At 64.9% G+C, this 11,742-nt stretch carries 9 protein-coding genes; 2 read left to right on the top strand and 7 right to left on the bottom strand.

What is annotated here, in order from left to right; translation table 11 throughout:
- Positions 1–16 precede the first annotated feature (16 nt).
- Genes cpaB through FFS62_RS11155 form a run of 4 tightly spaced genes read right to left on the bottom strand, consistent with a single transcriptional unit; the run spans position 17 to position 2,938 of the window.
- Positions 17–817: a Flp pilus assembly protein CpaB gene (gene cpaB, locus FFS62_RS11170; protein ID WP_137972890.1), complete on the bottom strand. Its 801-nt coding sequence runs from the start codon at positions 815–817 to the stop codon at positions 17–19.
- Between the two features lie 12 nt (positions 818–829).
- Positions 830–2,149 carry an AAA family ATPase gene (locus FFS62_RS11165; protein ID WP_137972889.1) on the bottom strand — a complete coding sequence of 440 codons (1,320 nt, stop codon included), beginning with the start codon at positions 2,147–2,149 and terminating at the stop codon, positions 830–832.
- Positions 2,150–2,161: 12 nt separating this feature from the next.
- A complete protein-coding gene (locus FFS62_RS11160; RefSeq protein WP_137972888.1) occupies positions 2,162–2,707 on the bottom strand; it encodes a prepilin peptidase in 546 nt (181 codons plus the stop codon).
- 21 nt (positions 2,708–2,728) lie between these two features.
- Complete coding sequence (locus FFS62_RS11155; RefSeq protein ID WP_137972887.1) at positions 2,729–2,938, bottom strand: Flp family type IVb pilin; 210 nt, start codon at positions 2,936–2,938, stop codon at positions 2,729–2,731.
- A gap of 405 nt (positions 2,939–3,343) precedes the next feature.
- Between FFS62_RS11155 and FFS62_RS11150 the strand changes: the two genes are divergently transcribed.
- Complete coding sequence (locus tag FFS62_RS11150; RefSeq protein ID WP_137972886.1) at positions 3,344–4,219, top strand: response regulator transcription factor; 876 nt, start codon at positions 3,344–3,346, stop codon at positions 4,217–4,219.
- A 130-nt stretch (positions 4,220–4,349) separates the two neighbouring features.
- Positions 4,350–4,658 carry a TRL-like family protein gene (locus FFS62_RS11145; RefSeq protein WP_137972885.1) on the top strand — a complete coding sequence of 103 codons (309 nt, stop codon included), beginning with the start codon at positions 4,350–4,352 and terminating at the stop codon, positions 4,656–4,658.
- Between the two features lie 36 nt (positions 4,659–4,694).
- Here FFS62_RS11145 and ligA read toward each other — a convergent pair whose 3' ends face one another.
- From ligA to smc, 3 genes are all read right to left on the bottom strand, one after another.
- The gene (ligA, locus tag FFS62_RS11140) at positions 4,695–7,064 is read right to left on the bottom strand and encodes an NAD-dependent DNA ligase LigA (protein ID WP_137972884.1); all 2,370 of its coding nucleotides are present in this window, start codon (positions 7,062–7,064) and stop codon (positions 4,695–4,697) included.
- Positions 7,065–7,132: 68 nt separating this feature from the next.
- Entirely contained in the window at positions 7,133–7,939 is an 807-nt protein-coding gene (gene zipA / locus FFS62_RS11135; protein WP_137972883.1) for a cell division protein ZipA, read from the bottom strand.
- Positions 7,940–8,124: 185 nt separating this feature from the next.
- Positions 8,125–11,613: a chromosome segregation protein SMC gene (smc, locus tag FFS62_RS11130; protein WP_137972882.1), complete on the bottom strand. Its 3,489-nt coding sequence runs from the start codon at positions 11,611–11,613 to the stop codon at positions 8,125–8,127.
- Between the last annotated feature and the right edge of the window lie 129 nt (positions 11,614–11,742).

Genomic DNA, 11,742 nt, shown 5'->3' with positions numbered 1-11,742 from the left:
TCGCCCGCCATCCGGGCTAGTGCACTTTGGCCACGTTCACCGCCGTGCCGCGGATGATGGTCACCCCGGCCCCGCCGCTGCTGCGCTTGACCACCGGTTTGACTGGCGCCGGAGCGGGAGCCGGTGCCGGCTTATCCGCCACCGGCGGTGGCTCCGGTGGCCGCTTCTGGTTGTCCAGCGGGTTGCGCAGGGCCAGCTGCAGGCGTCCTTCGGCCATGGCCTTGACCAGCACCTCGGCCTCTTCGGGAGTCATTTCCAGGGTGACCGCGCGCACCACTACCGGCTGGGTCTTGTCGGTGCTGGAGGTCTGGTCGACGGCCAGCACTCGCAGGTCCTCGAGGATGGTCTCGGACTGGGCGTTGGCGTTGCTGGACTTCTTGGTGGCGAGCACATCGACCCGGTTGCCTGGCAGGAGGAAGCCGGCCACGCCGACCACATCGTCCACCCGCACCGAGATTGCGCGCTTGTCGGATTCGATCAGCGAGGCCAGGGTGCTGCCACCAAGGTGTTCGGCCAGGCGTGCACTGCGCAGGATGTCGCCACGCAGCATGGAGAAGGTGGCGATCTTGCCGATGGCCTTCTCCGGGCTGTCGAAGGAATCGTCCGGAGCGGTGCCCTTGGGCATGCGCACCTGGGACACGTGCTGGGCCTCAAGCATGGTGCCGAAAGGAATCTCCACCGCTGCCACCATGACGCTCTGCATGTCGTCATCGGGGCCACCGCTGAGCCGGTTGCTCAGCCAGTTGTTGGCCATCCAGGCGGCCCCCAGGCCCATAACCAGGGACAGCACCACCAGCGTGAGAGTACGAGCACTCATCTCTGCATCTCCTCAGCCGAGAAAATCCAGCTGCACGAAATAGTTGTGCCAGGCCCATTCCAGCTCCCGTGGCGACAGCGGGCCGGAGCCGTCCAGGTAACGCTGGCGATCCAGCGCCATGCTCAGCAGGTCGCGCGGATGACAGGGCACCAGCGGCATGCCCTCCGCCTCGTAGAGCCCCTGCAGCACGTAGCGCAGCAACAGGGGATCGAACGTCACGCCGAGGCGATCGCACTCCTGGTGCCAGATGCGCTCGTAGTCCTCGGGCTTGAGGTAGTTGAAATGCAGCTTGTAGCCAATCCGCCGCAGGAAGGCCTCGTCTGCCAGCTCCAGCGGATTGAGGTTGGTGGAGAACACCAACACCAAGTCGAAGGGCAGCTCGCAGTGGCGCCCGCCGCCGAGGTTGAGGAAGTCGCGCTTCTCCTCCATCGGCACTATCCAACGGTTGAGCAGCTCGGCCGGGGCCATGCGCTGGCGACCCATGTCGTCGATGATGAACAGGCCGTTGCTGGCCTTCAGCTGCAGCGGCGCCTGGTACTGGCGACTGTAGGGGTCGTAGCGGATATCCAGCTGCTCCATGCTCAGCTCGCCGCCGGTGATCACGATCGGCCGCTTGCAGCACAGCAGGCGGCGATCGATGCCCTCGTCGAGCATCAGCGGGTTCTGCTGGGTCTCCTCCAGGCTCTGGTGCACCTGGGGGTCATAGACCTCTACCACCGACTCGTTGATCGCGATGGCATAGGGCACCCAGATGGCCTCTGCGAACAGGCGGATCAGGCGCGTACTGATATAGGTCTTACCGGTGCCCGCCGGGCCGTAGATCATGATGGCGCGGCCGGAATTCATGGCCACGCCGAGCTGGTCGAGCATGCCATCGGTGAGCACCACGCCACTGAAGGCATTGCGCATGTCGCGCGCGGTGATGCGGCCGTGGTGGATAGTCTGCACCTTGAGCAGGGAGCGATAGGCGCTCACCGGGAATGGCGCGGCGCCCAGGTAGCCGCTGCGCTCGAAGGCATCGCGGGCGGCCACGCGGCCGCGCTCGGTCAGGCCATAGCGCAGGGCCAGGCCACCGGTCTGGCCAAGAACCTCGACCCGTCCCTGCTTGCGCAGGAACTGCAGGATCTCCTCGACCACCGCTCCGGTCAGCGCGAGGCGCTCGACCAGGCGTGGCAGGTCGAGCACACCGGCGTCGTGCAGGTGCTTGCACAGCAGGTCGCCAAGAAAATTCTCGTTGAGTCCGGTCTCGCCGATGCTCTTCGGCTGCGGCGCCAGGCGCTGCACGGCCTCGCGTTCGCTGGGGTAGGAGCCGCTGTCGCTGATCGCATACATGACGTGCCCTCCTCAGCCGAAGGCGTATCCCAGGATCAGCCAGGGATCGAAGGGCCGCCAGACCAGAGCCAGCAGCACGCCGAGGAAGATGGCGACCGAATAGGGAAAAGGCTTGCCGGCGACTTCATCGACGGCAGGCGCCACAGGAGTGCGCGACAGCAGAATCAGCCAGTAGCGTGACAGGGTCAGCGTCAGCTGACCGCGTGCCAGGATGATCAGCAGGCCGCACAGGGAGCCGGCGATCAGGCTGAAGAAGGCCATCCACACGGCATGGGTGGGCGTCAGGAAGGCACCGGCCATGACCATCAGCTTCACGTCGCCGGCAGCCATGCCACCTAATGCGTACAACGGGATGAACAGGCCGAAGCCGATCAGCACGCCAAGCACCAGGTTGCCAAGCCCGGCGATACCCCCGGCATACAGCTGCAGCGTAAGTGCCACCGCCAGACCAGCCAGGATCAGCTGGTTGGGAATGCGGTGGCGGCGTACATCGCTCACCACCGCAATCGCCAGCAGACCTAGCAGCAACGCCGCAGTGAAGACCTGCGCCCTGGCCATGGCAACAAACGCCCGTGCAAATCAGGCGCAAGCGGCAACAGGAGTGTTAATACCAAGCACTGCATCCTTCAGGCTGGTAATGACACCGCAGACATTATTACCAAGGAGGATGAATACGGTGACCACGCCCAGGGTCACCAGACCACCGGCCACCGCATACTCGACGATGGTCAGGCCCTCTTCATCCTGCAGGAATTTGCCTATCGCTGACTTGATGCTTTCCAGTTTCATTTTGGCCACCTCACTCAATAGTTACATCACCCGGCAGCCGAGCAACTTGTCGGCTTGAGGTTCACGCTAGTGGAGGCGGAATTTTGCGGTTAGGAGTTTTTTGCGCATCGCTAGGACTTTTTTGCATCCCGGCTACGCTCTGTGGAAAGTCTGCTCAGGCGAATAAACGGAACCTCCTCTTAGACGGTTCTGTAAACGATTCGCAAGCGACAAGCGGAGCGCTGAAGCGCCCCGAGAAATGGTCAGCTTTTAAAATATAAAAGTTTAAAAATCAGATGCTTATATTCCATAAAACGCAACAGAACTAAGCGCATCGGCGATATTTCGATTACGTATTTGTACTGATGGCACATTGACAATACTCCTCACATTGGGGAGCCAGAAAAAATGTGCAGAGCTAAGTGAATGAAGTCTAACTCGGCCACCAACAACAACCAGCGCAAGCCAGTGCTGCTATGGCTGGACCTGACCCATGACCGCTCCACCGAGGAGCTCATGGAACAGTTCCGCCTGGCCTGCGATTGTCGGCTGGCCAAGGAATCCGGACTGCCCGCGCGCGAGGCCGGCCAGCAGCCGGACATGATCTGCATGCACTTCGATCGCCCCGATGTCCTGGGGTTGAATCTGGTTCTGGAGGTCAAGCGCACCGCGCCCTCCATTCCCATCACCATGTTCACCGTGCAGCACTCCGAGGAATTGGCCGTCTGGGCCATGCGCTCCGGCGTCTGGGAGTATCTGGTGCTGCCACTGGGCAACCAGGAGAAGAACCGCTATCTGCAATCGCTGCAGCACCTCTGCCAGCTGCGTTGGCAGGAAGACATCCACGCCAAGAAGCCGCAGGTCGAGCGCTGCGGCAACCTGCCGGACAGCATTCGCCTGACCAAGGAACACCAGAAGCACCATGCCCTGCAGAAGGCCATTTGCTACATCGACCAGCACTATCGCGAAGGCATCGATCAGAAGGATCTGGCCCAGCGCTGCGGCATGACGCCCTTTCGCTTCTCGCGGCTGTTCAAGGAGGTACACGGCCTGGGCTTCATGGAATATGTGCTGCGCAAGCGCATGGACCTGGCCAAGGAGCTGCTCAACAACAGCCAGATGCCGGTCACCAGCATCGGCTACGAGGCCGGCTTCAAGGATCCCTCCTACTTCGCCCGCGCCTTCAAGCAGTGCTTGGGCTGCACGCCCAGCGAATACCGAGACGCCAGCCGCCCACCGCTGCCCGGACTCGTTGGTAGCTCGCTGCAGGAGGGCAACCTGGGATTGCTAGCAAATACCTGAGCAGATGCGCAGAATTTGAACCAGTCAACGCTGCGGGCAAGCGCGTTTGCTCCGCAGCCCGTCCTTGGTTAAGGTCGCCGCGAGCCCGGTATTGGGCCGGGTCGTATTAAAAAGCCAAGGATGCTACATCATGATCAAACGTATTCTGACTGCCACTGCCTTCGCCACCCTGCTGAGCGGCTGCGCCAACGGTCTGTCGCCGGTAGGTGTAGGCCTGATCACCGACGTCAAAGGCCCGATCACCGCCACCACCGCCCAGGGCGGCAAGCAGGGCACCTCCTGCGCCACCACCATCATCGGCCTGATCAACAAGGGCGACGCTTCCATCGAAGCCGCCAAGGCCAACGGCAGCATCTCCACCGTTGCCACCGCCGACTACCACACCAAGGGCTTCTACCCCTTCTACGGCAAGACCTGCGTCAACGTCACCGGCCAGTAATGGTCAGGGCCCCGGCGCTCGCCGGGGCATCTTAGCTCAGAGCCCGTAGCCGGCCAGCAGCTGCAGGAACTCCGCCTCGTCCATTACTTTCACGCCCAGCTCACTGGCTTTCGCCAGCTTGGAGCCGGCGCCCGGCCCGGCCACCACGCAGTGAGTCTTGGCCGATACCGATCCCGCCACCTTGGCGCCGAGGCCCTCCAGCTTGTCCTTGCCGACATCGCGGCTCATGGTCTCCAGCGTGCCGGTCAGCACCCAGGTCTGCCCCGCCAGCGGCAAGCCCTCGACCACCTTCTTCTCGCTCGTCCAGTGCATGCCGAAGTCGCGCAGCTGCGCCTCGATACGCGCGGCGCGCTCGGCGTTGGCCGGCACATCGAAGAAGTCGCGCAGGGACTTGGCGGCCTTCTCGTTGAGGCGCTCCACCTGGCGCAGGTCCAGCCAGTCGGCCTTGATCACGCCCTCCAGGCTGCCGAATTTGGCCGCCAGTTTCTCGGCACCGGTGGCGGCGATAAAGGGGATGTTGAGCTTGTCGATAAAGCCCGGCAGGGTCGCGCAGGCGGCGAATTCGGCGCTGAGCTCGCCCTCGTCCTGCAGTTCGACGCCGCGGGCCAGCAGGTCGTCGATGACCTTGAGGTTGTGCGAGTCGCCGAAGAAGTTGTGGATCTCGAAAGCCACTTCCAGGCCCACATCGGGCAGGTAGGTCAGCACCTCCGGCAGGGCCACGCGGATGCGCGCCAGGGAACCGAGGGCGCGAGCCAGCAGTTTGGCGGTTTCCTCGCCCACGTCAGGAATGCCCAGGGCATAGATGAAGCGCGCCAGAGTCGGCCTGGCACTGGCCTTGATCGCCGCCAGCAGGTTGCGGGTGGACAGATCGGCGAAGCCTTCCAGCGCCACCACCTGCTCGTAGGTCAGGGTGAACAGATCGGCCGGCGAAGCCACGAGGCCGGTGTCGACCAGCTGCTCGACGATCTTGTCGCCCAGGCCCTCGATATCCAGGGCGCGGCGCGAGGCGAAGTGGATGATCGCCTGCTTCAGCTGGGCGCCACAGGCCAGGCGGCCGACGCAGCGGTAGACCGAGCCTTCGCTGGTGGTCTCCTTACCCTTGGCGCGCTTGATCAGCTGGGTACGCTCGACCGCGGAGCCGCACACCGGGCACTGCTCCGGCACATGCACCGGGCGTGCATCGGCGGGACGACGCTCGGCCACCACCTGCATCACCTGCGGGATCACGTCGCCGGCGCGGCGGATGATCACCGTATCGCCGATCATCAGGCCCAGGCGCGCCACTTCGTCCATGTTGTGCAGGGTAGCGTTGGCCACGGTGACGCCAGCCACCTTGACCGGCTTGAGGCGCGCCACCGGCGTGACGGCGCCGGTCCGGCCGACCTGGAACTCCACATCCAGCAACTCGGTGAGCTCTTCCTGGGCCGGGAACTTGTGGGCCAGCGCCCAGTGCGGGGTGCGCGCGCGGAAGCCCAGCTGCTGCTGGTCCTCGATGTTGTTGACCTTGAACACCACGCCGTCGATGTCATAGGCCAGGCCCATGCGCCGCTCGCCGATGTCGCGGTAGTAGTCCAGACAGGCCTCCACACCCTTGGCCAGTTTCAGCTCGCGACTGATGGGCACGCCCCAGGCCTTGAGCTGCTGCAGCATGCCGACCTGGGTGGCCGGCAGCTCGCCGCTGACCTGGCCGACGCCGTAGCAGCAGAACTCCAGCGGGCGGCTGGCGGTGATGCGCGAGTCGAGCTGACGCAGGCTGCCGGCGGCGGCGTTGCGCGGGTTGGCGAAGGTCTTGCCGCCGCTCTCGGCCTGGCGCGCGTTGAGCTCGTCGAAGCCGGCCTTGGGCATGTACACCTCGCCACGCACTTCCAACAGCGCCGGCCAGCCTGAGCCCTGCAGCTTGAGCGGTACGTTGCGGATGGTGCGCACGTTGGCGCTGATATCTTCGCCAGTGCTGCCGTCGCCACGGGTGGCACCACGTACCAGTTGGCCGTCGCGGTACAGCAGGCTGACGGCCAGGCCATCGAGCTTGGGCTCGCAGCTGTATTCCACCTCGGCGCCGCCACCGAACAGGTCTCCGGTATGGGCTCCGCCGGAAATACCGAGGCCGCTCTGCACACTGCGGTCGAAGGCGCGCAGGTCTTCTTCCTCGAAACCGTTGCCCAGGCTGAGCATGGGCACCTCGTGGCGCACCTCGCCGAAGGCGCTGAGCGCCTCGCCACCCACACGCTGGGTCGGCGACTCCGGCGTCACCAGCTCGGGATGCTCCGCCTCCAGGGCCTGCAGCTCGCGGAACAGGCGGTCGTACTCGGCGTCCGGCACGCTCGGCTGGTCCAACACGTAGTAGCGGTAGTTGTGCTCATCCAGTTCGGCACGGAGGTCGGCAATGCGTTGGGCGGCGTCGGTCATGGTGCGTGTGTCCTTGAAAACGACAAGAGCAGCCTAGGCTGCTCTTGGGATTGCATGCGTTGAAGCGGTCAGCGCTTGCCGGCGAGCTGCTTCTTGCGCTCGAACTCGACGATACGTTGACGGTAGTGTTCGATGGTCTGCGCGGTCATCACGCTGCGCTGGTCGTCCTTCAGCTCGCCGTTCAGCTCGTGGGCCAGCTTGCGGGCGGCGGCGATCATCACATCGAAGGCCTGCTTCGGATGGCGCGGGCCCGGCAGGCCGAGGAAGAAGCTCACCGCCGGGGTGTAGAACAGCTCGAAGTCGTCAAGGTCGAAGGTGCCCGGCTTGACGCCGTTGGCCATGGAGAACAGCACCTCGCCGTTGCCGGCCATGCTCTCGTGGCGGTGGAAGATGTCCATCTCGCCGAAGCGCAGGCCACTCTCCAGGATGTTCTGCAGCAGCGCCGGGCCCTTGAAGCCGTCGGCATCGCGGGCGATCACGTTGATCACCAGAACTTCCTCTACCGGCAGCGCCTCGCGGGCCTGGGTGGGCAGCTCATCGTCATCCTCGACCGGGATCAGCAGGGTCGGCACCGGTTCGTCGGCGTCCAGCCCCAGGTCGCCTTGCTTAGGCTCGAGGTTGCGCTTGCGATTGAGCTCGCTGGCGCTGACGGTGGGCATATCCGCTTCGTTGAATTCGGGTTCGCGCTTGCGATCGATGACGCGCGCGGGGCCAAGCAGGTCGGGATCGGAATCGTCGTCGGGAAGGTTGCTGAAACTGTGGTCCAGCTTGAACTTCAGCTTGCCACTGCCGCCACGCATGCGACGCCAGCCATCAAACAGAATGCCGACGATGACGATGACACCAACGACGATCAGCCAATAGCGCAGCTCCATGAAACTCCCAAGCCCCTGAAAGATGAATATGTAATGAAAATAAGGGCTTCCTGCCCCTTTGGAACGCGAACAACTGTATGTTTCTACAGGTATTTTTCGCGCGTAACAAAAGTGGGTCCTAAGCTAGCACGACGAACGGTAAATGTGCACCGTTGCAAGGCATTTTGCCGCGCTTAATGCCTTGCTCAGGCCTCTACCAGGGTCATCGCCTCCTCGACATCCACCGCCACCAGGCGCGAGCAACCCGGCTCGTGCATGGTCACCCCCATCAGCTGATCGGCCATCTCCATGGCGATCTTGTTGTGGGTGATATAGATGAACTGCACCGTCTCCGACATCTCCTTGACCAGCCGCGCATAACGGCCGACGTTGGCGTCGTCGAGCGGTGCATCCACTTCATCGAGCATGCAGAACGGCGCCGGGTTCAACTTGAAGATGGCGAACACCAGCGCCAGGGCGGTCAGCGCCTTCTCGCCACCGGAGAGCAGGTGGATGGTGCTGTTCTTCTTGCCCGGCGGCCGCGCCATGATCGCCACGCCGGTATCCAGCAGATCTTCGCCGGTCAGCTCCAGGTAGGCGTGGCCGCCGCCGAAGACCTTGGGGAACAGCGCCTGCAGGCCGGAGTTGATCTGATCGAAGGTCTCCTTGAAGCGGTTGCGGGTTTCCTTGTCGATCTTGCGGATGACGTTTTCCAGGGTCTCCAGCGCTTCCACCAGGTCGGCATTCTGCGCATCCAGGTAGCGCTTGCGCTCGGACTGCTGCTGGTACTCGTCGATGGCCGCCAGGTTGATCGCACCCAGGCGGGCGATACGCCCCGCCAGCTGCTCCAGCTGCTGGTCCCAGGCCGCCTCGCTGGCCTCGGCAGGCAGCGTGGCGAGTACCCCGTGCAGGTCGTAGCCGTCTTCCAGCAGCTGATCCTGCAGCGCCTTGCGCCGTATGTTCAGGCCCTGCCAGTCCATGCGCTGCTGTTCCAGCTGGCCACGCAGCAGTTGCGCCTGCTGCTCGGCCTGGCTGCGGCGCTTCTCGGCGTCGCGCAGCTCGCGATCGGCATCTTCCAGGGCCAGACGGGCGAGCTTGAGCTCGTCCTCCACGCCCATGCGCCTCTCCAGCAGCTCTTCGAGCTTCATGCGCAGCTCTTCCAGCGGCGCGGCGCCCTCCTCCAGATTGAGGTTGAGCTGCTCGCGACGCTCGATGGCGCGCTCGAACTGCAGCTCCAGACGCTCCAGGGCCTGGCGCGTGGACTCGTGCTGAGCCTTGATCGAACCGAGACGCACGGCCAGTTGGTGGGCGTGATCCTTGTGCTGGCGCGCCTCCTGGCGCACCCGGTCGAGGCGCTCGCGCAGCTGGTCGCGGCTGGCCAGCAGCTGCTCACGCTGCTCGGTGTCGATGGCCATGGCGTCCAGCGCGTCCTGCAGGACCAGGCGTGACTCGCCCAGCTGCTCCTGCTCCAGCTCGCGCTGCTCGGCGGCCTCGCCCTGCTCTTCCTCCAGGCGGCGGCGACGCAGCGCCAGCTGCTCGGCCTTGGCCTGGCCGGCAGAGAGTTTGGCCTTCAGCTCGCCCTGGCGCCGTGCTTCGTCCTGCACCAGACGACGCTGCTGTTCGCGAGCCTCTTCCTGCTGGCGCTGTGCGGCCTGCAGGCGCTGCAGGTTCTCCTCGAGATCGGCCAGGTTCGCCTCGTGTTCATCACGCTCGGCCTGCAGCCGCTCCAGCTCCTGGCCGCGCGCCAGCACGCCGCTCTCCGCCTCGCTGGCGCGCCGCACCCGCAGGAACTGCCGGCCGACCCAGTAGCCATCGCGACTGATCAGCGACTCGCCATCGCCCAGCTGCAGGCGCTGGGCCAGGGCCTGGTCCAGGCTCTCCACCGGGCGCACCTGGCCCAGCCAGGGCGCCAGGTCGATATTCGCCTCGACCTTGTCCAGTAGGCTGCCGGCCATGCGCGCGCCGCCGGCTTGCGGATTGATCAGGCGCAGCTCGCCCTGATCGAAGTCGTTCAGGTTCAGGCCATTGAAATCGTCCAGCAGCACGGCCTGCAGATCGGCGCCCAGTACCGTCTCCACCGCCAGCTCCCAACCGCTCTCCACGCGTAGGCCTTCCGCCAGGCGCGGGCGATTGCTCAGCTGCTGCTCGCGCAGCCATTCGGCGGCGCCCTTGCCGGGATTCAGCGCGGCCTGCTGCAGCGCCTCCAGCGAGGCGAGACGGCCGTTGAGGCGCTGCAGTTCGCCCTGGGCCTGTTGCTGGGCCTGGCTGGCCTGCTGCAGTTCGCCGCGCAGCTGTTCGAGGCGCTCGGCCTGGCCCGCTTCGGCGGCGTGCAGCTCTTCCAGCTGCATCTCGCTGACGGCCAGTTGCTCGGCCAGTTCGAGGATGGCGGCGTCTTCAGGATCGGCGGCCAGCTGGGCCAGCTCGTCGCTCAGGCGGCGCTGACGCTCCACCAGGCGCTCCAGACTCTGCTCCAGCTGGGCGATGCGTGATTGCTGCACTTCGGCCTGGCGGCGCGGCTCGGCGCTGCGCTGGTTGAAGCCTTCCCACTGCTCCTGCCAGCCGTGCATGGCGCCTTCGGCTTCTTCCAGGGCCGCGGCGGATTCCTCAGCGGCGGCGCTGGTCAGCTCCTGCTCGGGTTCGAGCATGGCCAGCTCTTCACCCAGGGTGGCCAACAGAGTGCGGTCGTGGCCCAGGTGCGACTCGGTTTCCAGGCGCGCGCGCTCGGCCTCGTTGAGATCGTCCTGCAGCTGGCGCAGGCGCTGCTGGCCGTGCTGGATGCTCTGCTCGACCCGGGCGATATCGCCGCCCACCGAATAGAAGCGCGCCTGCACCTGGTTGAAGCGTTCGGACAGCTCGTGATGGCCGTCGCGCAGGCGTTCGATGCTGGCGTCGGCGCTGCGCTGCTCGGCCACCAGGGCCTCGTAGGCCACTTCCTGGTCGCCGATCACCTGCTCGCGGCTGCCCACCTGCAGGTTCAGCGCCTGCCAGCGCAGGGCCGACAGCTGGGCCTTGAGCTGGCGCTCCTCGGCCTTGTATTCCTGATACTTCTCGGCGGCCTGGGCCTGGCGATGCAGGCGTTCGAGCTGACGTTCCAGCTCTTCGCGCAGGTCGGTCAGGCGCGCCAGGTTTTCCTGAGTGCGGCGAATGCGGCTCTCGGTCTCGCGGCGGCGCTCCTTGTACTTGGAGATGCCCGCGGCTTCCTCGATGAAATTCCGCAGATCCTCGGGTTTCGCCTCGATCAGCTTGGAAATCATGCCCTGCTCGATGATCGAGTAACTGCGCGGGCCCAGGCCGGTGCCGAGGAAGATGTCGGTGATGTCGCGGCGGCGGCACTTGGTGCCGTTGAGGAAATAGGTGTTCTGCGAGTCGCGGGTCACCCGGCGGCGGATGGATATCTCGGCAAAGGCCGCGTACTCGCCGACCAGGCTGCCGTCGGAGTTGTCGAAGATCAGCTCGATGGAGGCCTGGGTCACCGGCTTGCGGGTGTTGGAGCCGTTGAAGATGACGTCGGTCATCGACTCGCCGCGGAGGTTCTTCGCCGAACTTTCGCCCATCACCCAGCGTACGGCGTCGATGATGTTGGACTTGCCGCAGCCGTTGGGCCCGACCACTGCCGCCATGTTGCTGGGGAAGTTGACCGTGGTGGGGTCGACGAAGGACTTGAAGCCCGCCAGCTTGATGCACTTCAGGCGCATGCCAGGGCCTCCGCGGGCGCGGATCGGGAAGACTGCAGAACGCGGCTATCCGCTGCCATGAAGCTCATGGATTTCCTTGGAAAAGGGGGCAAATCTGGGGGTCGGCGGAGTGTATCACAGGGTTTTTCG

It is taken from the genome of Pseudomonas sp. F(2018) (assembly GCF_005508865.1).
In the GTDB taxonomy this organism is placed as follows: Bacteria; Pseudomonadota; Gammaproteobacteria; order Pseudomonadales; family Pseudomonadaceae; genus Aquipseudomonas.
This window is presented reverse-complemented; position numbering and strand designations above follow the sequence as displayed.